Below are 20,705 nucleotides of genomic sequence, written 5' to 3' on the forward strand. Positions count from 1 at the left end.
CCGATGGCCGCGCCGCGCGTGCCGGTCGTCGCGCTGCGCCGGGCCGGTCGTCATGCCGCGCCGGCGCCGGTGATCGCGCTGCCCCTGCCCGCCACCACCCGAGCACTCGGGACCCAGTCGCCCTGCGACCCCGTGTCCGGTACCGGGTACCCGGCACCCGGTACCCCATCACCCGGCGGCTCCCGTCAGGCCGCCAGCGGCGCCGCGCCCCGTCCCGCCGCGCGAGCGGTGTCGAGGATGACCCGGGCCACGAGCGCCGGGTCGTCGTTCATCGGCACGTGACCGCATCCCGGCAGCCGCACCAGCCGGGCACCGGGCAGCGTCTGCTTGGCGCGCACCCCCTGGCGGCGGAGCAGCAGGCGGTCCCGGGTGCCCCAGGCGATCGTCACGGGCAGCCCCGGCACGTCGTGGAGGAACCGTACGGAGCCACCTGCCGCCAGCGTCTCCTCGAAACCGGTGGCCCCGCGCAGCGCCAGCGTCTCGGCGACCACGGCCTCCGGAGCGCGCCGCGCCGGTCGGGCGTAGATCGTGCCCGTCAGCGCGGCCCGACCGGGAGCGCTGCGGGAGAGCCGCTCCAGGGCCGGGAGCGGCAGCGCCGCCGCGCCGGCCCGCATCGCGCGGAGCGCGGTGAACGCGTACCGCCGCTCGGGCTCGGACCAGAACCCGGCGGGCGAGAGGGCGGTCACCGATCGGGCCAGGCCCCGACGACCCATGTCCAGCGCCAGCAGTCCGCCCAGCGAGTTCCCCGCGACGTGCGGGCGTTCCACGCCCAGCGCGGCACACAGCGCCCCGAGCGCCGGGGTGACGGTGTCCAGGTCGTACGGGACGCCCGCGGGCAGTGCCCGCGACGCGCCGAAGCCCGGCAGATCGACGGCGATGACGTCGTACTCGGCGGCCAGCACGTCGGCCACCGGGTGCCAGGCCTGGAGGTGGTGGCCTATGCCGTGCAACAGGAGGAGCGGCTCGCCCGCGCCCTGGCGTTCGTAGGAGACGGTGGTGGTCCGGGGACCCGGCTGCGAATCGATCGTGAACGAGACCGTGGCGGTCATGCTGCTCCTCGTCGGGTGGACGCGTGTGAGACAGGCCGTCAGTAACGACTGTCCACATGATTACCGCCCGGTAGCACCCGGCTGCAAGCTTTCCCGTCAAGAGGGGGAGGCGCGAGAACATCCTGTGAACGGCTTGCTACATATGCCCGATCTGCCCGGCAAAGCGGCGAGGATTGGTCTTGACCAAGGGGGGGCGCCGTCCTATCGTCGCAGGGATAGTGCAGGAACCTTTAATAAACAAAGGCGCGGAACTGCGGCGCGGAACCGCCGCTGGAACACGGCGAAGCGGCGAATGCAGGAGGAGTCAGGGTGGGGACCACGCAGCTCGAATCAGTGCCGGAGCCGAAGTACTGGCACCTGAAGACCGTCCTCAGCGAGGCGCTCGACCAGGACTTCGCCGTGGGTGAGGTGCTGCCGAACGAGCGTGAGCTCGCCGCGCGCTTCGGAGTCGCCCGGGCCACCCTGCGCCAGGCGCTGGAACAGCTCGAACTCGAAGGACGCCTGCAGCGCCGCCGCGGCGTCGGTACCACCGTCGCCCCGCCGCGCGTGGGCGTCGCCGTCGGCAGCCCCCAGCACAGCTGGCCCGGGGAGTGCGCTGACGGCTGGGAGCCGGTCGACGCCGTCGACGGCATCCCGTCCGCCGCGGTCCTGAAGCTCCTCGGCACCCCCGCCGACCAGCCCGTGCACACCGTCCGTCGGACCCGCGTCACCCAGGGCCAGGCCGTCGCCGCGGAGCTGCTGTACGTGCCCGCCGCATCCGTACCCGGGCTCTCCGCCATCGACGCCCCCGCCGGCCCCGCCCGGGCGCGCGCCGTCCTGCGGGAGCTCCAGCGCCTCGCGCTCGACGGTCAGGACCGCTCGGTGGAGCTGGGGTCGGCCCGCGCCGACGACGCCAAGGAGCTGGACCGGCTGCCCGGCGCTCCCGTGCTCCTCGTGACCACCCGGTACTTCACCGCCGCGGGGACCGCCGCCGTGTCGGTGGCCACGTACCGCGCCGACACCTGCCGGCTCACCTTCGGCGACTCCGGGGTCGAGATCACCGAAACCCGCGCCGCGTCCTGACCCGACGCCGCACCCCGGAGGCGGGGTGCGGCGGTACCCACCCGGGCCGCGTGCTGGACGTTGCCGGTGTCCCGGGCGGGTCGCCCGGGAATGTCGCGGGCGACCATCCGGATCGTGGCGGCCGTCCAGATCGTGAGGTCGCGGGCGATCCGATCGACGCCGGTCCGGGTGACGACGTGTTCGCGGCGCGACGACGAAGGCGCGGTCCGAGTCGTTGAGGTCGTCGACCAGCGCGAACAGGGCTTCATCCTCGGACGGATCCCCCGATGCGGTCGCCGCTTCCACTCCCGGCCCGGTGGTACGCGGCCCCATCGGTCCTGTCCCCCTCGGCCGGCTGGACCGATCGCGGCCGGAACGGCAAGCGGGACCGACGCTTCCGGCAGGTCGCCGTCATTCGTCGAGCGCGGCGATCAGAACGGTCGCTCCGCTGCGGACCGCGAACTCGTCGAACCGGTCCGCCACCTCCCGGTGGCCCTCCCGGTGGGCGGAGGGGTCCGTGGGCGTTCTCTCATCCCCCTTCCGGCCGGCCCCAGTTCGGCGGCAGCAACTGCCAGGAGCCGTGGCGGAGCCACTCGCCGAAGGTGACCGGCCGGGCTCCGCCCGGGTGGTCGAGGGACAACGGGACGATCAGATCGCAGGAGGCGCGGCCGTCCCACCACACCGTGCCGGCGAGGGGACCCGCGACCGCCAGCAGCGTCTTGAAGCCGCAGCCGTTCTCCTGCAACACCACGGCCCCGGCGGTCTTGGCATCCTGGAAGGCCTCGTACTCCTGGTCCCACGCGTCGTACGCCGTGATGTGTGCCCGCACGTCCGTGAAGTCCTCCGGAAGCGGCTCGCGTGCGGCCAGCTCGGCTTCCGACGCCACGTACGAGTCGGGATGCGGGAACGGCAGCCGCACCAACTCGGCGGGCCAGTACCAGTCGAACCCCCAATCCCACGCGGACTCCACCCGCCGCGGTCGGAACACGTCCTGGGCGGGGTCCCCCTCCCGCAAACACGCCCGGTACTCGGCCGGGAAGGACAACCCGAGCTCGCGCTCGACGAGGGAGACCTCGGACTCGGTCAAGGGCTGTGATCTCGACGGCTGACGCATACCCCCGAGGCTAACCACACCCCGGGACGCCCCGCGCACCCCCTGGTCCGGGGTTCCGACTCCCCGCCGCTCACCCGTGGCCCGGCGTTCTTGCCCCGTCGCCTACCTGTGGCCCCGGCGTCCTGCCGGGCTGCTCACCGGTGGCCCGGCGTCCGGCCCCGCCCCGCGCCCGGCGAAGGCCCGCCCCCGACCGTCGATCGGACCCTTGTGGCCTGCCGCCCCTCACCATCGCCCGGGGCCGACGCACCCGCGGGTCGCGGGGCGGCGTACGTCTCCCGAGTGCGGGAGGCGAGGCCGGACGCACTTGACGGCCGTCCCGTCGTCGCGGAGGACCCGGGTGCCGGGGTGCGGGGTGCCGCGAGGGACGGCATCCGGGCCGGACGTTGGCAGCGATCTCTGTCCGGTCCCGTTCGTCCGTACCCGGTGGACCGCTCACGGCGTTGGCCCGCTGCCCGCTGCCCGCTGCCCGCTGCCCGCTGCCCGCTGCCCGCTGCCCGCTGCCCGCTGCCCGCTGCCCGCTGCGGTCGGAGGGGCCCGGTCCAGGGCCCGCGGGCCTTCGCCACAGCCTTCGGTTGAATGCCCCTGGGTTCAGCGGCGGGCGGTGACCGTCTTTTCCACCGCGAAGAGCTCTTCCTCCACGTGATCCAACGCGAGCCGCAGCGCCCCGGTGGCCACGGCCGCTTCCCCGAGCATGGAGAGCACCACCCGCGGCGGACGCAGACAGTACCGCTCCAGTTCCCGGCGCAGCGGTTCCAGGACCCCGTCCAGACCGGCGGCCCAGCCGCCGAGGACCACCAGCTCCGGATCCATCGCCAGCACGAGCGCGGCCACATCGTGGACCAGCCGCTGGAGGAACCGCTCCACGGCGGCCACAGCCCGCTCGTCGCCCCGCTTGGCCATCGCGAAGACCTCGGCGACCGCGGGCTCGTCCAGCGGGTGCAACGGTTCGCCGGTCGTCGACAGCAGTCGCTCCGGTGTGGCCTCGCGCCCCAGCAGGTGCAGGGCTCCGATCTCGCCGGCCGCGCCGCCGAAGCCGCGGTGCAGTCGCCCGCCGATCAGGGAGCCCGCGCCGGGGCTGAGCCCCGCCATCACGAACACCATGTCGTCGGTGTCCCGCGCGGCCCCCTTCCAGTGCTCGGCTACCGCCGCCGCGTTGGCGTCGTTCTCCACCTGTACCGGGCAGCGGAACGAACGCCGCAGGCGTTCCCCGAGCGGTAGTCCCGTCCAGCCGGGCAGCGCCGTACCGAGGCGGACCGTTCCGTCCGCCTCCACGATCCCGGGACTGCCGACGCCGACCGCCCGCAGGGAGTCGCGGGGGATGCCGGCCCGGCGCAGCAGGTCGGCCACGGCCGCCCTGACCCGTTCCAACCGCTCATCGGCCGACGCGTTCTCGGCTACGTCCTTGGTTCCGGCACCGATCACCCGGCCGTCCAGCCCGGAGAGCAACACCGCTACCCGGTGCGAACCGATCTCGATGCCCAGCAAATGCCCGGCCTCGGCTCGGAAGCGGTACCGCCGTGCGGGCCGGCCCTGTCGTCGCGCGCCTTCCTCGGCTTCGGCCTCCACGACGAGCCCGGTCCCGATCAGGCCCTCCACGACGCCCTCGACCGTAGGACGGGACAGCCCGGTCACCCGGGTGAGGTCGGTGAGGGTCGGCGATTCGGCCGCGCGCAGTGCCCGGAGCACCACGGCCGAATTGATGCGCCGGAGCAGAGAGGGATCCCCGCCGGTCAGCTGCCCCAACGTGTGTCCTCCCAGCTAGCGGCCTTGTCAGCCGGATCGTACTGCGTGCCCGGCGCGGCGGCGAGAAGCAGCCCCCCAAGTTCGGAATCGGCCCCTCCCCTCAGGCCGGCGCGACGAATCCGGACTCGTACGCGGTGATCACCGCCTGGGTGCGGTCACGAGCCCCAAGCTTGCCCAGAATGGCGCTCACGTGTGACTTCACGGTTTCGGTGCCGACGATCAATTCACCGGCGATCTCCACGTTCGTCAGCCCGCGAGCCATCAGCCGCAGGACCGCCTCCTCGCGCTCGGTCAGTGCCGCCCGCTTCAGGACGGTGCGCGCCTCCTGGTTGCCGTATTCGGCCGCGAGGGCCCGGACGGCCGCGGGAAACAGGAGCGTGTCGCCCTCGGCCACCAGCCTGACCGCGTGCACGATCTCCGCCGGGCGGGCCCGCTTCAGCAGGAACCCGTCCGCGCCCGCACGCAGCGCCTGGTACACGTACTCGTCGTTCTCGAAGGTCGTGATGACCAGGATCTTCGGCGGCGAGTCCACCGACTTCAAAACCGCCCGGGTCGCCTCGATCCCGTCGAGCAGCGGCATCCGTACGTCCATGGCCACCACGTCGGGGCGCAACCGGCGTACGAGGGGGATGACGGCGGCGCCGTCCGCGGCTTCCCCCACCACCTCGATGTCGGGCTGGGAGTCCAGTACGGCGCGCAGACCCGCGCGCACCAGGGGTTCATCGTCGACGAGCAGTACGGTAACCGGCATCCGGTCAGCGTATTCGCTCCAGTGGAAGCCGGGCGTGCACCCTCCAACTACCCTCGTGCGGACCGGTCTCGGCCTCGCCCCCGAGCAGCGCCGCGCGCTCCCGCATCCCGCGGAGCCCGCTGCCGGATCGGCTCGTCACCACGGGCCGCGCGGGAAGTGGGTTCGTCACCTCCAGGTCCAGCCGGCCCGTTGACACCTCCACACGCACCCGCACGGGTACCGGACCGCAGTGCCGCAACACGTTGGTGAGCGCCTCCTGCAGGATTCGGTACCCCTCCCGGGTTACGGGGCCGGGCAACTCCGCCAGCGCACCCGACAGTTGTGCGTCCACCTGCGCCCCCGAAGCCCGGGCAGACTCCAGTAGCCGGTCGGCCTCCGCCAGAGTGGGTCGTTGCGACGGTGGTCGCGCGGACTCGCGCAGGACCAGCAGCACCCGTTCCAGGTCCTCCAGCGCCGCCCGCCCCGTCTCCTCGATCGCGTTCAGCGCCCGGTCGGTGAATTCCGGGTCCTTGGCCGCGCGTGCCGCCCCGGCCTGGACGACCGCCACGGTCAGGGCGTGGCCGATGGAGTCGTGGAGTTCGCGAGCGATCCGGGTCCGTTCCAACAGCTGCTCCGTGCGGGCTTCCAGTGCTGTCAGTCGCTCGGCCGCCGAGGGTCCCAGCAACCGGCGGGCGATGCCGGTGATCATCTCGCCGAGAAGGATCACCAGGACGATGAGCACGACAAGCGGCACAGGTGCGAGAAGGGCCGCGGCCCAGCGCGGCGGAGTGAAGGGAAGCGCCAGGTCGGGATTCAGGGGATGCCCGAGAGCGGTCGCGATGAAATCCACCGACATCAAAGGCAGCCAGACCGTCGCGAACATGGCCGCTCCCGCCACCACCAGCCGCACCTCCAGCCACAGCAGCGTCCGCCACCGGTCGTTCCAACCCGCCGACGGCGTGGTGCTGATGCCGCTGGGGCCCCCGGTGCCGCCGTCGCCCCTGCCGCCCCCGAGATCTGTTTCCCGGTTCTGCGGGGTCAGCAGGAACTGGGCCTGGAGCCCCTCCGCCAGCCGCACCCACGGCACGAAGCCGAACGGGATGACGATCAGCAGGGGCATCCAGGGCCAACGCGGGTTGATGAACATCCAAATGGCCAACAGCAGCAGGGGAACGCACAAGTGCAGCCAGCGCGAATACGTCACCGGCAGGAACGGCGCTCGGAGCAGTTTGTACATGCCCCCATCCTGGCAGCGCGCCGGCCACGACCGTCTCCCCCACGTGGGGGAGACGGCACCCTCGCTCGGGGGAGGGATCGGGGACTGCCCGAGGGCGAATCTTGAGCCATGAACCGCATCGAGATCAGCGAACTGACCAAGGACTACGGCAGCCACCGGGTCGTGGACCACCTCACCTTCGATGTCACGCCGGGCCGCGTCACCGGCTTTCTGGGCCCCAACGGCGCCGGGAAATCCACCACCATGCGCCTCCTGCTGGGGCTGACCCGCCCCACCGCCGGCGCCGCCACCATCGGCGGACGCAGGTTCACGGAACTGCGCGACCCGCTGCGCGAGGTGGGCGGCCTGCTCGACCCGCAGGCCGCACACGGCGGGCGCCGGGCCCGTGACCACCTGCTCGCGCTGGCCGTGAGCAACCGGATTCCCGTTCCACGCGTGGACACGGTCCTGGAGCAGGTGGGCCTGGCCGCGGTGGCCCGCAAACGGGTGGGGGCCTTCTCACTCGGGATGCGACAACGCCTCGGAATAGCCGCCGCCCTCCTGGGCGATCCGGCGGTGCTCCTGCTGGACGAGCCGACCAACGGCCTCGACCCCGAGGGCATCATCTGGATCCGTGAGCTGATGCGCGGCCTGGCCGCCGAGGGGCGAACGGTCCTCGTCTCCAGCCATCTGATGGGCGAGTCCGCCTCGTTCGTCGACCACCTGGTCGTGCTGGGGCAGGGCAAGCTCCTCGCCGACAGCTCCCTGAAGGATTTCATCGACGCCCGCAGTACGCCCCGGGTGCGGCTGCGGACCACGGAACCGGACCGGCTGCGGGCCGCGCTCGAACATGACCGTTTCGCTATGACCCCCACGGAGGAAGGACGGTGGACCGTCGACGGCACAACCGCGGAACGACTCGGAATCCTCGCGGCCCGGGAGGGCATCCCACTGCTGGAACTCGCCGACGAGCGAGCCTCGCTGGAGCAGGCCTACCTCGACCTGACCGCCGACCGTACCCCCTTCGCCGCCCACGCGGCCTGACGTCACGACGGGAGCCACAAAACATGATCGCCACCACCGCCCGACCTGCCCCCGCGAGGCCCGCGACCGCCCGGCCGACCGTTCCCGTGCTGCGCTCGGAATGGATCAAGATACGCTCGGCCCGCGCGATCCTCGGGTCGCTCGTGGCCGTCTTCGCCGCGACAACCGGCATCACCGTTCTCACCGCCGCCGCGATCGGTACGTCCGAGGCGGACGCACTGGGGGACGACCAACTGCTCGGCGCCTTCTTCGGAATCAACTTCGGGCAGATAGCAGCCATCGCCTTCGGCGCCACGGCGTTCGCGGGCGAGTTCCGCAACGGCGCCCTGCGGGTCTCCCTCACCGCCGTACCGAACCGGACCGGGCTCTACCTGTCCAAGGTCGCTGTTGTCGCCGGACTGGCCTTCGCCGTGGGACAGGTCACCGGCCTCGTCACCTTCCTAGGCGGGCAGGCCTTCAGGGGCGACCACGCCCTCTCCCTGGATGACCCCGGCGCACTGCGGGCCGTCTTCGGGAGCGGCATCTACCTGATGCTGATCGCCCTCCTGGCGGCCGGGCTGACGGCCTTGGTGCGCAGCGGCACCCTGGTGATGAGCCTGCTCATACCCCTGCTCCTGATCGTGCCGTTCGTCGTCGGTCAGGTGGTTGGAGGAGGTATGGAGTTCATGCCCGATCGGGCAGGTCAGCTGGTGATGCGGTCGCAGGCGGGGGGATCCCTCGGTCCTTGGACGGGGCTCGGGGTGGCAGCGATCTGGTCCGTGACGGCCTTGGCCGCCGGATGGTTCGCGATGCGCCGCCGGGACGCGTGACGAAGAGCCAGATGTCAGTGGTCCCCGGAATACTGACGATATGACCACGGGAGAGCAGCTCGACCTGATCGACCGCCTGCGGGCGCACGCCTTCGTGGACACGCCGGTCCGGCTCGGCCGACACGTCAGTGGCCCGGGATACCACCTGGTCGGGCTCGGCGGCACCCGGGACTTCTGGGAGGACGACGGTTCGTACCGTGCCGAGGCGACCGACCAGATCGGAGCCGCATACGGGTCGCTCACCCAGGCGCTGACCGACCGGTGGGGGGAGCCGCAGGTCTTCTCCCCGGACTCCTTGAACCTCCGCGCCCTCGCGGGAGAGGCGATACCGCAGCCGTGGCAGGAGCTGAGCCACACCACCGACCACCTGCACCTGTGGCGGGCCGAGGACAGTTGGTTGGTGGTGTGCGTGGCCCGGTGGGGCGAAGATGACCCCTACCTGCTGATGGCGGCCGTCACCGTGGTGGACCCGCCGTAGGCGCAGCGAGTGTCGGGCTGCCCGAGAGCTTCTCGGGATACCACCCGAGGCCTGCAACCACCCCGGGTGGGCCTGTCGGGCAGGCGGGGCGGTGCCACGGCCGGGCCCGCCTCGGGGATTGAAACGGTTCGAAGGTGTGAGCCCGCGCCGGTCCTGCGGCCACGGGCGGGGTCGGAGCCGGGGTCAGGTGCCGGGTGCGGTTTCGGCGGCCGCGCGAAGGCGGGCGTACTCCTGGGCCATGGACTCCGCTGTCCAGTGGGCGTTGAGGCCACTGGGATTGGGGAGGGCCCAGATCCGGGTGGCGCCGATGGTGCGTTCCTGGGGGCCGATGGTGGCCTTCCGCTCGCCGAAGGCCGTGCGGTAGGCGGTGACACCGACCACGGCCAGCCACTGCGGGCGCAGGGCCTCCACCTTGGCCGTCAGGATGCGGCCGCCCTCGACGAACTCCTCGGCGCTGAGCTCGTCGGCTCGGGCGGTGGCTCGGGCCACGACGTTGGTGATGCCGAGGCGGTAGGAGAGCAGCTCCTGCTGTTCCTCCGGGGCCAGCCGGCGGGGCGTGAACCCCGACAGGTGCAGTACCGGCCAGAAACGGTTGCCTGGGCGGGCGAAGTGGTGGCCCGTCGCGGCGGAGAGGAGACCCGGATTGATCCCGCAGAACAGCACACGCAGACCGCCCGCGACCACGTCCGGGAGGACGAGGTCGCGGGCGGCGTCGAGCTCGTCGGGGGTCAGAGGATCGACCCCGGCGCGTACCCCGCGGCCTCCGGGTGCTGCTTCGCGATGGCCTCGATGCGGGACACCACGGTCGCCACCTGATCACCGGCCGCGCCGGTGAAGGACAGCTTGTCGGCCATGAGGGCGTCCAGCTGGGCGCGGTCCAGGGGCATCCGCTCGTCCGCGGCCAGCTTCTCCAGGAGCTCGTTGCGCTCGGCGCCCTGCTCGCGCATGGCGAGGGCGGAAGCCACCGCGTGCTCCTTGATGACCTCGTGCGCGGCCTCGCGGCCCACCCCGGCCCGGACGGCACCCATCAGAACCTTGGTGGTGGCGAGGAACGGCAGGTAGCGGTCCAGCTCGCGGGCGACGACGGCCGGGAAGGCGCCGAACTCGTCGAGGACCGTCAGGAAGGTCTCCAGCAGGCCGTCGAAGGCGAAGAACGCGTCGGGCAGTGCCACGCGGCGGACCACGGAGCAGGACACGTCGCCCTCGTTCCACTGGTCGCCGGCCAGCTCGCCGGTCATCGAGGCGTAGCCCCGCAGGATGACCATGAGGCCGTTCACACGCTCGCAGGAGCGGGTGTTCATCTTGTGCGGCATCGCGGAGGACCCGACCTGGCCGGGCTTGAAGCCCTCGGTGACCAGCTCGTGTCCGGCCATCAGGCGGATCGTCTTGGCGATCGAGGAGGGGGCGCCGGCCAGCTGCACCAGCGCGGTGACCACGTCGTAGTCCAGCGAGCGCGGGTAGACCTGACCGACCGACGTGAAGGCCTGAGCGAAGCCCAGGTGGGCGGCGATGCGCTGCTCCAGGTCGGCGAGCTTGGCGGTGTCGCCGCCCAGCAGGTCGAGCATGTCCTGGGCGGTGCCGACCGGCCCCTTGATGCCGCGCAGCGGGTAGCGCTCCAGCAGGTCCTCAAGGCGGGCGTAGGCGACCAGCAGCTCGTCGGCGGCGGTCGCGAAACGCTTGCCCAGGGTGGTCGCCTGAGCGGCCACGTTGTGGGAGCGGCCCGCCATGACCAGCTCGGCGTGCTCGCCGGCCAGCCGTCCGAGGCGCGCGAGGACGGCGACGGTACGGTCCCGGGCGAGCTCCAGCGAGAGCCGGATCTGGAGCTGCTCGACGTTCTCGGTGAGGTCGCGGGAAGTCATGCCCTTGTGGACGTGCTCGTGTCCGGCGAGGGCGTTGAACTCCTCGATCCGGGCCTTCACGTCGTGCCGGGTGACCTTCTCGCGTTCGGCGATGGACGCGAGGTCGACGGTCTCCAGGACGCGCTCGTAGTCGGCGAGGGCGGCGTCCGGGACGTCGATGCCGAGGTCCTTCTGGGCGCGCAGCACGGCGAGCCACAGCCGCCGCTCCAGCGTCACCTTGTACTCGGGGGACCACAGGACGGCGAGCTCCGCGGAGGCGTAGCGGCCGGCCAGGACATTGGGGATGCGGGGCTTGGCTGTCACGTGGAGGAATTCTACTTGGGCCACGGCTGTGCGTTTACGCAGGTCCGGACACCGCCCGGGATTGTGCCTTGCTACGAAGGCCGCGAGGGCCCGAAGGGCAGCAGCTCGGCGCGCTTCGGGGGGAGGCCGTCCCCCGAGGAGCGGCCCGTCAGGCGGCGGCCGATCCAGGGGAGCAGGTGCCGGCGGGCGAAGCGCAGGTCCTCGGTGCGGCGGGCCGGCCAACCCATGGCGACCGCGGTGGGCAGCGGCGCGCGCCAGTCCTCCTCGGGCGGCAGGCCCAGAGCCTGCCAGACGGCCTCCGCCACCCGGCGGTGGCCCTCGGCCGTCAGATGCAGCCGGTCGACGTCCCACATGCGGGGCTCCGCGAGCACGGGAGCCCCGTACAGGTCCACCAGCAGGGCGCCGTGCTCTTCGGCGAGCTCGTCGAGGATGACGTAGAGCTCCTCCATGCGCGGGCGGAAGCGGTCCATGACGGGGCCGTTGCGGCCCGGGGAGCGCATCAGCACCAGTTGCCCGCACGAGGGGGCGAGCAGCGCCACGGCCTCCTCCAGGTGGCCGCGGACCCGGCCCATGTCCACCTTGGGCCGCAGGGTGTCGTTCAGTCCGCCGACCAGAGTCACCACATCGGCGCGCATCGTCGCGGCCACCGGGGCCTGCTCCCCGGCGATCTGCCCGATGAGCTTTCCGCGCACGGCGAGGTTCGCGTACCGGAAATCGGGCTCGCGCCGTGCGAGACGGGCGGCGAGCAGATCGGCCCAGCCCCGGTAGGAGCCGTCCGGGAGCAGGTCGGACATGCCCTCGGTGAAGGAGTCGCCGACCGCGACGAAACTGGTGTAAGAGGCATTCATCTCCATGGCGGGAGCGATGCTACCGCGCGGTACCGGGCGGTAGCATCGGCGGGTACCGCCCGCTCCGTACCCGCCTCAGGCGGAGGTCGGCCTGCCGAACAGCTCGCGCAGGACGTCCTCCATCGTCACCAGCCCCGTCATCACGCCGTCGGTCCCCAGCACCGCGGCCAGGTGAGTGCGACTGCGGCGCATGGCGGTCAGCACGTCGTCCAGCGGGGTCTCCGCACGCACCTGCGCGATCGGGCGCAGCGCGGACGACGGGAAGGGGTCGTCGCGCTCCGTCACGTCCAGCGCGTCCTTGACGTGGAGGTATCCCAGGATCCGGTGCTTGGGGTCGATCACCGGGAAGCGGGAGTACCCCGATGCGGCGGACAGTTGCTCCAGCCCGGACGCGGTGATGCCCAACCGGGCGGAAACCACCTGGTCCGCGGGCAGCACCACATCGGTCACCGGCCGCCGACCCAGCTCCAGGGCGTCGTGGAGCCGCTCGCTCGCCCGGTCGTCGATCAGCCCGGCGTCGCTGGAGTCCTTGACCATCCGGGCCAGCTCGTCATCGGAGAAGGTCGCCGCGACCTCGTCCTTCACCTCCACGCGCAGCAGACGCAGCAGGACGTTCGCGAAGGCGTTGATCGCGAAGATCACCGGCCGCAGCGCCCGTGTCAGGGTCACCAGCGGCGGACCCAGCACCAGCGCGGTGCGCACGGGCTCGGCCAGTGCCACGTTCTTCGGCACCATCTCGCCGAACAGCATGTGCAGGTACGTCGCCAGTGCCAGCGCCACCACGAAGGAGATCGCGTGGGTCAGTCCGGACGGCACCCCGATGAGGTCGAGCACCGGGGTCAGCAGGTGCGCGATGGCCGGCTCGGCCACGATGCCCAGGACCAGGGTGCACAGGGTGATGCCCAGTTGGGCGGCCGCCATCAGCGCGGAGACGTGCTCCAGGCCCCACAGGACCGCCCGTGCACGCCGGTCGCCCTCCTCGGCGTACGGCTCGATCTGACTGCGCCGCACGGAGATCAGCGCGAACTCCGCGCCGACGAAGAAGCCGTTGACGACGAGGGTCGCCAAGCCGATCAGCAGCTGGATCACGGTCATCGGGCCTCCTCCGTTCCCCCGCCGTCCCCGGTGTCGACGGGTAGGTGCAGCAGGACGCGGGCGGCCCGCCGCCCGCCGGCGTCGACCACGTCCAGCCGCCAGCCGTCCAGCTCCAGCCGGTCGCCGACGGCCGGGATCCGCCCCAGTTCGGTGGCGATCAACCCGGCCAGGGTTTCGTAGGGGCCGTCCGGCACGTGCAGGCCGATCTTCCGGAGCTGGTCCATGCGCGCGGCTCCGTCGGCGGAGTAGAGGGGCCGTCCGGACTCGTCCGTACCGGCCGGGGCCAGGTCCGAGGTCTCGTGCGGATCGTGCTCGTCGCGCACCTCGCCGACGACCTCCTCGACGATGTCCTCCAGCGTGGCCACTCCGGCGGTGCCCCCGTACTCGTCGATGACGACGGCCATCGTCTGCCTGCCGGACAGCCGGTCCAGCAGCCGGTCCACGGTCAGCGACTCGGGTACGAGGAGCGGTTCGCGCAGCAGCTGCGAGACGGGGCGGCGGTGGCGCTCCTCGGCCGGCAGCGCCAGCACGTCCTTGATGTGGACGGTGCCGACGACGGTGTCGAGGCTGCCCCGGTAGACCGGGAAGCGGGACAGGCCGGTCGCCATGGTCGCGTTCGCCACGTCCTCCGCGGTGGTCTGCACGTCCAGGGCGGTCACCTGGACGCGCGGGGTCATCACGTTCTCGGCGGTCAGATCGGCCAGGTTCAGGGTCCGTACGAACAGCTCGGCCGTGTCCTCCTCCAAGGCACCGGCCTTCGCGGAGTGCCGGGCGAGCGCCACGAGCTCCTGCGGGCTGCGGGCGGACGCCAGCTCCTCGGCGGGCTCCATGCCGAACCGTTGGACCAGGTGGTTCGCCGTGGTGTTCAGGTGACTGATCAGGGGCTTGAAGGCCCGGCTGAACACCCGTTGCGGGGTCGCCACCCGTTTGGCGATCGCCAGCGGCGAGGAGATCGCCCAGTTCTTCGGCACGAGTTCACCGACGACCATCAGGACGACCGTCGACAGCGCCGTGCCGAGGGCCAGGGCGGTCGAGGACGCGACCGAGGCCGACATGCCCATGGCCCTGAAGGGACCCTGGAGCAACGCTGCGATCGACGGCTTGGCGAGCATGCCGATGACCAGGCCGGTCACGGTGATGCCGAGCTGGGCGCCGGACAGCTGGAACGTCAGGCCGCGGACGGCGGTCAGGGCGCTGTCCGCGCCGCGCTCGCCGCGCTCCACGGCGCGTTCGAGTTCACTGCGCTCGACGGTGGTCAGCGAGAACTCGGCCGCGACGAAGACCCCGCAGGCGACGCACAGCAGCAGCGCCAGGACGAGCAGGAGCACTTCGGTCATCGGTGTTTCACCTCCGTCCCATGATCAGACAGACGGAGAAGTGGCGCGCGGCGTCGCCGGGACGCGCGCGGGGGCCGGGTACCGCGGGGCTCGCCCATGGGCGGACGCTCACACCCCTTCGGTCGGGGGCGATCGGCCGCGCCCGGGTGACGGGCCCGACACCCGGGCGGGAAGGACACACCCAAGGAGAATGACCGCCCTTCCGGCCGAGCATGCGCGGATGGTGGGATGAGCGCATGAATGATCTTCACATCACCACCGCTCCGGCGGCGGCCTGACAGCCGTGCCGGACTTCTGGAAGGACGCGGCCAAGGGCACGAGCATCAGCGACGACCTCGCGGGTGTCCAACGGCTCCACATCCGGGACCCACAGGCCCTCCCGCCGGCCCGGCGGGGAGCTCGTCGGCACGGTCGTCGCGGGGTTCGACGGCCGGCGCTGCCACCAGTACCGGCCGGCGGTGCCCCCCGACCACCGCCGGCAGGGCATCGGCACGGCCCAGCCGGCGGCCGCCGAGGAACGCTTCGTGGCCTTTGGGTGGACGCCGGGCCGACGCGATGGTGTTCGACGGGAACGCCGGGGCGCACGGGGCGTGGGACGCGGCCGACTACCCCCCGGAGGACAGTCTGGACGCGCTGGGTCAAGCCGCTGGCGGACTGACGCCGGCAGGCCGGTCGACCGGACGGGTGAAGGGGGTGGTCCGGCCAGGGGTCAGGGAACGCGGCGGGCGGATCCGATCACGCAGTACGAGGTGGGGAGGGCCGGCCCGCGCTCGGGCAGCCGGAAGGCGCGCTGCGACACGATCCGGAACCCGGCGGCCTCGATCGCGGCGAGCGGGTCGCGGGCGGTGTGACAGCCGCCGAACAGGCGGGGCCAGACGGTCCGGTCCAGCGCCCGCTGGACGGCGGCCATACCGGGACCGGGCGCGAGCCCGTGTTCCAGGAACCGTAGCTCCGCCTCGGGGCGCAGCACGCGGTGGAGTTCGGAAAGGGCCCGCGGCAGGTTGCCCACGGTGCACAGGACCAGTGAGGCGACGGCGACGTCGAAGGCCTCGCTCTTGACGGGCAGGGCCTCGGCCACCCCCGGTACGAGGTCCACGGGCACCTCGGCGCGCAGCGCGGCCGCGGCCGCCAGGTGGCGCAGGGTGCGTTCCGGTTCGACGGCGACGACCTCGGAGACGGCGCGGGGGTAGTGGGCGAAGTTCAGCCCGTTGCCCGCGCCGATCTCGATGACGCGGCCGGACACGCCGTGCAGCAGCTCGCGGCGCAGGGCGGCCATGCCGGCCCGGGTCTCGGCGGCGGTGCTGGCGCGGGCGTAGAACCGGGCGAAGTACGGGTGGTGGACCGGATCGGGGGGATGCGCGGGCATGGCGGCCTCCGGGCGCGGGTCGGTGCGGACGGCTGACACGGGTGTGGGTGTGGGTGCGCTGCGGGGCTGTTCCCCGCCCCGGCACGCCGCGAAACCGCTCCGCGACCGAAGCGGCCGGGACACGCCGGCCCACCCGCGCGACCCCGACCGCACCGCACCCCCGGACGAGCGGCCCCCCGACGAGCGGAACTCCCCGACGCGCGGAACCCCCGACGCGCGGAACCCCCGACCGAGCGGCCCCCCGGCGCCGCACCCCGAGCCGCCGCGTCGGTGTCGGCGTCGTCGGGCGGCGGCGGACGGAGTCCGGGATCCGGCCGGAGCGAGAGGCGAAGCGGACGCAGTGGCGATAATCGGCACGCGGTCGTCCCGCCCGGGCGCCGATCGACGCACACATGGAGAACCGTGATACCCCGTACGAAGCCCGTCCGGGTGGCCGCCGCCGCGTTGTTGGCCCTCGGAGCCTCCCTGTTCACCGGCTGCGGCACGGCCACGGAACAGGAGGGCGCGCGCGAGGTGTCGGTCTCCGGCGACGGCGGTGACGACCTGTCCGCCGTGACCGCCCATTGCGACGGCCGGGGCCCGGGGGCCGCTTCCGTCACCCCGGACGGCTCGGGGGAAGGCCCCGCGGACCCCGAGGCGCGCAAGTACGCGGAGAACCACGCGTACAGGCAGCAGGCCGGGCTCGGCGACGAGGCGAAGTGCCGGGGTGACGCCCACGCCGAGCGGATCAGGAAGGCGCTGGCGGACGCGGAGGCCGGTGCCACGGGGGCCGGTGGTCCGGGGGGTCCCCGGAACCCGGCGGAGCTGACCGCGTTGCTGCGGGGTCTCGGCTACCCCGTGGCCGGCGGCGACGTGTACGCCTCGGGCGGGTCCGCGGGCCCGGGTGGACCGGGCCTCGGCTTCGCGTTGTGGATCCCCGGGACCGGACCCTGCCTGTCGGGCGCACTCGGCACTCCGGCCCGCGTCGAGGCGCACGGCGTGTACATGGAGGGTGGCTGCCGGGAGCCGAAGGGCGGCCACTGACCCGGCGCCCCGCGCCCCGGTGCGGCGTCCTCGGGACCCGCCCCCGGCCACCCTGAACCTGCCCCCGGCCCCCCCGGGACCTGGGGACCTGGGCCCTCCACCCCGGCCACCCGAGCCCACCCCCCCCGGGGCCCGGCCACGGGCGGTCCGGGGCGGTGTCGTCAGTCTCCGAACGGGTTCGGCGGGGGTGGGGCCCAGCGGGCCATGAAGGGGGCGGCGTCCCACGTGCCGTGCAGCGGCGGGGCCAGCCAGGTGGGGGCGGCTTCGCGGAAGCGCGCCGGGGTCAGCGTGCCGGACGACCCGGGGACGGCGCCGAGGAGCGGGATTCCGGCGGACGCGGGGAGGTCGGCGAGGTTGCAGCGGGACGCCAGGTCGGGGTCGGCGGGCCAGCTGCCGACGACCACCCCGAGCGGGGTCAGGGCGCGGGCGTGCAGGGCCTCGACGGTCAGGGTGGTGGAGTTGAGCGTGCCGAGCCCGGCGGGCGCCACCACCAGCACCGGGGCCGACAGCAGCCGGGCCGTGTCGGCCAGGGTGTGGCCGTCGGGGTCGAAGCGCACGAGCAGCCCGCCCGCGCCCTCCACCAGGACGAGGTCGTGGTGGGAGGCGAGGCGCTCCGCCGCCCCGGCGATCTCGGCGGGGGACAGGGCCGGCAGGCCGGAGCGCCGGGCGGCCGTGTCCGGCGCCAACGGCTCCGGGTAGCGGGCCAGTTCGAGGGCGGTCACCGAGGGGCCGGCGAGGCGTACGGCCTCGGCGGCGTCCCCGGGTTCGTGCGGGCCGACGCCGGTCTGCGCCGGCTTGAGCACCGCCACCGAGAGGCCCGCGGCCACCGCGGCCGCGGCGATCGCGGAGGTGACCACCGTCTTGCCGATCTCGGTGCCCGTGCCGGACACGACGAGGATGGACATGTCGACCTCAGCCTTCCCGCGCGGCCGCGACGACCGCACGGCAGATGCGGGCCACGTCGGCGTCATCGGTCACGAACGGCGGCATCGTGTAGATCAGGTCGCGGAACGGGCGCAGCCAGACGCCTTCCCGGACCGAGGCCCGGGTGGCGGCGGCGATGTCGACCTCGTGCGTCAGTTGGACCACGCCGATCGCGCCCAGCACGCGTACGTCCCGGACACCGGGCAGATCGGCGGCCGGGGCCAGGCCCGCGCGCAGACCGGCTTCGATGCGCTTGACCTCGGTCGTCCAGTCCTGGGCGAGCAACAGGTCGATCGAGGCCAGCGCCACCGCGGTGGCGAGGGGGTTGCCCATGAAGGTCGGCCCGTGCGCGAGCACCGGGACCTCGCCCCGCGAGATGCCGTCGGCCACGCGGGAGGTGCACAGCGTCGCCGCGAGCGTGAGGTAGCCGCCGGTCAGCGACTTGCCCAGGCACATGACGTCCGGGGTGATCCCCGCGTGGTCGGCGGCGAACAGGGCGCCCGTGCGGCCGAAGCCGGTGGCGATCTCGTCCAGGATCAGCAGGACGTCGTACTCGTCGCAGAGTTCGCGCAGCACCCGCAGGTGGTCCGGGTGGTGGAAGCGCATGCCGCCCGCGCCCTGCACGACCGGTTCCACGATGACGGCGGCCAGCTGGTCGGCGTGTTCGGCGATCAGGGACCGCAGGTGGGCGGCGTACGCCGGGTCCACGGGCGTGTCGAAGTCCCCGGCCGGGGCGTCCGCGAAGACCTGCCGGGGCAGGTGGCCCTGCCACAGCTCGTGCATCCCGCCCTCGGGATCGCAGACGGCCATGGGCTGCCACGTATCGCCGTGGTAGCCGCCGCGCCAGGTGAGCAGCCGGGTCTTGCCGGTGCGCCCCAGCGAACGCCAGTACTGCAGGCACATCTTGACGGCGACTTCGACGGACACCGAGCCCGAATCGGAGAGGAAGACGTGCTCCAGGCCCGCCGGGGTGATCTCGACCAGCTTGGCCGCGAGCCGGACGGCGGGCTCGTGGGTGAGCCCGCCGAACATCACGTGCGACATCTTGCCGAGCTGGGCCGTCGCGGCCTCGTTCAGCACCGGGTGGTTGTAGCCGTGGATGGCGGACCACCAGGAGGACATGCCGTCGACGAGCTCGTCCCGGCCCTCGGCCGGGGCACCCAGCCGCAGCCGGACGCCCGAGGCCGAGGCGACGACGAGGGGCTCCTGCCGCCCTGGCATCGGACCGTACGGGTGCCATACGTGCTGCCGGTCCAGCGCCAGCAGTTCGGAGGCCGGCAGCGGGTCGGGCCGGTGGTACGGGTGGTGCTGGTGGTTCGCGTCAGGCATTGGGGGCGAGGTCCGTTCCCGTACCGCGGCGACGGACGGTCACCAGGCCAGGGCGCACCTCACCGGCCGCGGCCTGGGCGGGTGCCGCGTCAACGGCGGCGCCGGCGTCAACGGCCGCGCCGGTGTCGACGGCCGCGACGGCGGCCACGGCAGCGGCGGGCTCGGCATGGCCCGAGCAGCCACCGCAGGCGGAACCGCAGCCGGACCCGGCCGGACCGGACGCGGACGCCGGGGCGGACCCGGACCCGCACACGGAACCGCCACCGGAGCCACCGGAGCCGCAGGGGCTGCCCGCGGCACCCGCGGCGGCGACATCGGAGCGGTGCTTGGGGAGGGTCGTCGTGCCGGCGCCCTCCACCTCGAAGCCCGCGTCCGCGATCATGTCGAGGTCGGCCTGGCCGGCCTGGCCCTCACTGGTGAGGTAGTCGCCGAGGAAGATCGAGTTGACCAGGTGCAGGGCCAGCGGCTGCATGGTGCGCAGGTGGACCTCGCGCCCGCCCGCCAGCCGGACCTCGACGTCGGGGCAGACGAAGCGCACCATCGCCAGGATCCGCAGGGCGCGCTGCGGGGTGAGGTTCCACTCCTTGGCCAGCGGGGTGCCCTCGAACGGGATCAGGAAGTTGACCGGCACCGAGTCGGGGTCGAGCTCGCGCAGGGAGTAGACGACGTCGACGAGGTCCTCGTCGCTCTCGCCCATGCCCGCGATCAGGCCCGAGCAGGCGGACAGGCCCGCCGCGTGGGCCTTCTGCACGGTGTCGACGCGGTCCGCGTACGTGTGGGTCTTCGTGATCTGGCCGTAGGTGGCCTCGGAGGTGTTGAGGTTGTGGTTGTAGGCGTCGGCGCCCGCGTCGCGCAGCCGTTCGGCCTGGCCGTCGGAGAGCAGGCCCAGGCACGCGCAGACCTCGATGCCCTCGTTCTGCTCCTTGATGGCCGCGATCGTCTTGCCGACGCGGTCCACGTCCCGGTCGGTCGGACCGCGGCCGCTGGCCACCAGGCAGACCCGCTTGGCGCCGCCGGCGACACCCGCCGCCGCGGCCTCGGAGGCCTCCTCCGGCTTCAGCCACGTGTACTTGAGGATCTCGGCCTTCGAACCCAGCCGCTGGGAACAGTACGAGCAGTCCTCGGGACAGAGGCCGGACTTCAGGTTGACCAGGTAGTTCAGCTTGACCCGACGGCCGAACCACTGGCGGCGCACCTTGCCGGCCGCGGCCACCACGTCGAGCAGGTCGTCGTCAGAGGTCGCCAGCACGGCGAGTGCCTCTTCGCGGGTCGGCAGCTCGCGCCGCAGTCCCTTTTCCACCAAGGTGTTCAGCAGGTCCATGAGGCTGATCCTGAACCACGCGACCACTCCCGGCCAAGGAGAGAATGAACAACATGGCCGGAACGGAGTGTGTGTA

Annotated in this window: 19 protein-coding genes and 2 pseudogenes; 6 read left to right on the forward strand and 15 right to left on the reverse strand. The window is 72.9% G+C overall.

Going from position 1 to position 20,705, the window contains the following annotated elements; all coding sequences use genetic code 11:
* Positions 1–185: 185 nt before the first annotated feature.
* Positions 186–1,049, reverse strand: coding sequence for an alpha/beta fold hydrolase (locus NOD94_RS08890; protein ID WP_281205219.1), 864 nt, complete (start codon positions 1,047–1,049; stop codon positions 186–188).
* Positions 1,050–1,358: 309 nt separating this feature from the next.
* On the opposite strand from NOD94_RS08890, the gene NOD94_RS08895 reads away from it, so the two are divergent.
* A complete protein-coding gene (locus tag NOD94_RS08895; protein ID WP_281205220.1) occupies positions 1,359–2,111 on the forward strand; it encodes a GntR family transcriptional regulator in 753 nt (250 codons plus the stop codon).
* Between the two features lie 71 nt (positions 2,112–2,182).
* Here the strand turns inward: NOD94_RS08895 and NOD94_RS08900 are convergent.
* The 5 genes and pseudogenes from NOD94_RS08900 to NOD94_RS08920 all read right to left on the reverse strand — a co-directional run.
* A pseudogene (locus NOD94_RS08900) lies at positions 2,183–2,472 on the reverse strand (hypothetical protein); the annotation flags it as partial.
* A 147-nt stretch (positions 2,473–2,619) separates the two neighbouring features.
* Positions 2,620–3,177, reverse strand: a complete 558-nt coding sequence (locus tag NOD94_RS08905; protein WP_281205221.1) for an SMI1/KNR4 family protein — start codon at positions 3,175–3,177, stop codon at positions 2,620–2,622.
* 615 nt (positions 3,178–3,792) lie between these two features.
* Complete coding sequence (locus tag NOD94_RS08910) at positions 3,793–4,947, reverse strand: ROK family transcriptional regulator (protein WP_281205222.1); 1,155 nt, start codon at positions 4,945–4,947, stop codon at positions 3,793–3,795.
* Between the two features lie 100 nt (positions 4,948–5,047).
* Positions 5,048–5,698 (reverse strand): response regulator transcription factor, encoded by a 651-nt coding sequence (locus tag NOD94_RS08915; protein ID WP_281205223.1) that lies wholly within the window; start codon positions 5,696–5,698, stop codon positions 5,048–5,050.
* Positions 5,699–5,702: 4 nt separating this feature from the next.
* Positions 5,703–6,914: a histidine kinase gene (locus NOD94_RS08920; protein ID WP_281205224.1), complete on the reverse strand. Its 1,212-nt coding sequence runs from the start codon at positions 6,912–6,914 to the stop codon at positions 5,703–5,705.
* Positions 6,915–7,022: 108 nt separating this feature from the next.
* Here NOD94_RS08920 and NOD94_RS08925 point away from each other — a divergent pair, with 108 nt between their 5' ends.
* From NOD94_RS08925 to NOD94_RS08935, 3 genes are read left to right on the forward strand one after another with little or no spacing between them, the layout of a single operon-like run.
* A complete protein-coding gene (locus NOD94_RS08925) occupies positions 7,023–7,937 on the forward strand; it encodes an ATP-binding cassette domain-containing protein (RefSeq protein WP_281205225.1) in 915 nt (304 codons plus the stop codon).
* A 23-nt stretch (positions 7,938–7,960) separates the two neighbouring features.
* Entirely contained in the window at positions 7,961–8,746 is a 786-nt protein-coding gene (locus NOD94_RS08930; RefSeq protein WP_281205226.1) for an ABC transporter permease, read from the forward strand.
* Between the two features lie 40 nt (positions 8,747–8,786).
* Entirely contained in the window at positions 8,787–9,224 is a 438-nt protein-coding gene (locus NOD94_RS08935) for a hypothetical protein (RefSeq protein WP_281205227.1), read from the forward strand.
* Between the two features lie 183 nt (positions 9,225–9,407).
* Here the strand turns inward: NOD94_RS08935 and mug are convergent, their stop codons facing one another.
* The 5 genes from mug to NOD94_RS08960 form a co-directional block, all read right to left on the reverse strand.
* Complete coding sequence (gene mug / locus NOD94_RS08940) at positions 9,408–9,956, reverse strand: G/U mismatch-specific DNA glycosylase (RefSeq protein ID WP_281205291.1); 549 nt, start codon at positions 9,954–9,956, stop codon at positions 9,408–9,410.
* Positions 9,953–11,386, reverse strand: a complete 1,434-nt coding sequence (gene purB / locus NOD94_RS08945) for an adenylosuccinate lyase (protein WP_281205228.1) — start codon at positions 11,384–11,386, stop codon at positions 9,953–9,955. The genes mug and purB overlap by 4 nt, the downstream gene beginning before the upstream one ends.
* A gap of 71 nt (positions 11,387–11,457) precedes the next feature.
* Complete coding sequence (locus tag NOD94_RS08950; RefSeq protein ID WP_281205229.1) at positions 11,458–12,240, reverse strand: SGNH/GDSL hydrolase family protein; 783 nt, start codon at positions 12,238–12,240, stop codon at positions 11,458–11,460.
* 69 nt (positions 12,241–12,309) lie between these two features.
* On the reverse strand, positions 12,310–13,329 hold the full coding sequence (locus tag NOD94_RS08955; protein ID WP_281205230.1) for a hemolysin family protein: 1,020 nt from the start codon (positions 13,327–13,329) through the stop codon (positions 12,310–12,312).
* Positions 13,326–14,666: a hemolysin family protein gene (locus tag NOD94_RS08960; protein WP_281205231.1), complete on the reverse strand. Its 1,341-nt coding sequence runs from the start codon at positions 14,664–14,666 to the stop codon at positions 13,326–13,328. Before NOD94_RS08960 ends, NOD94_RS08955 begins: the two co-directional genes overlap by 4 nt.
* A 283-nt stretch (positions 14,667–14,949) precedes the next feature.
* Between NOD94_RS08960 and NOD94_RS08965 the strand changes: the two are divergent.
* Positions 14,950–15,324, forward strand: a pseudogene (locus tag NOD94_RS08965) (GNAT family N-acetyltransferase).
* A 51-nt stretch (positions 15,325–15,375) separates the two neighbouring features.
* Here the strand turns inward: NOD94_RS08965 and NOD94_RS08970 are convergent.
* On the reverse strand, positions 15,376–16,032 hold the full coding sequence (locus tag NOD94_RS08970; protein WP_281205292.1) for a class I SAM-dependent methyltransferase: 657 nt from the start codon (positions 16,030–16,032) through the stop codon (positions 15,376–15,378).
* Positions 16,033–16,434: 402 nt separating this feature from the next.
* Here NOD94_RS08970 and NOD94_RS08975 point away from each other — a divergent pair, with 402 nt between their 5' ends.
* Positions 16,435–17,055: a hypothetical protein gene (locus tag NOD94_RS08975; RefSeq protein WP_281205232.1), complete on the forward strand. Its 621-nt coding sequence runs from the start codon at positions 16,435–16,437 to the stop codon at positions 17,053–17,055.
* Between the two features lie 161 nt (positions 17,056–17,216).
* Here the strand turns inward: NOD94_RS08975 and bioD are convergent, their stop codons facing one another.
* Genes bioD through bioB form a run of 3 tightly spaced genes read right to left on the reverse strand, consistent with a single transcriptional unit; the run spans position 17,217 to position 20,629 of the window.
* Positions 17,217–17,960 (reverse strand): dethiobiotin synthase, encoded by a 744-nt coding sequence (gene bioD / locus NOD94_RS08980; RefSeq protein ID WP_281205233.1) that lies wholly within the window; start codon positions 17,958–17,960, stop codon positions 17,217–17,219.
* Positions 17,961–17,967: 7 nt separating this feature from the next.
* Positions 17,968–19,308, reverse strand: coding sequence for an adenosylmethionine--8-amino-7-oxononanoate transaminase (locus NOD94_RS08985; protein WP_281205234.1), 1,341 nt, complete (start codon positions 19,306–19,308; stop codon positions 17,968–17,970).
* Complete coding sequence (gene bioB / locus NOD94_RS08990) at positions 19,301–20,629, reverse strand: biotin synthase BioB (protein WP_281205235.1); 1,329 nt, start codon at positions 20,627–20,629, stop codon at positions 19,301–19,303. The genes NOD94_RS08985 and bioB overlap by 8 nt, the downstream gene beginning before the upstream one ends.
* Between the last annotated feature and the right edge of the window lie 76 nt (positions 20,630–20,705).

The sequence above is a fragment of the Streptomyces sp. Isolate_45 genome (assembly GCF_024721315.2).
GTDB lineage: Bacteria > Actinomycetota > Actinomycetes > Streptomycetales > Streptomycetaceae > Streptomyces.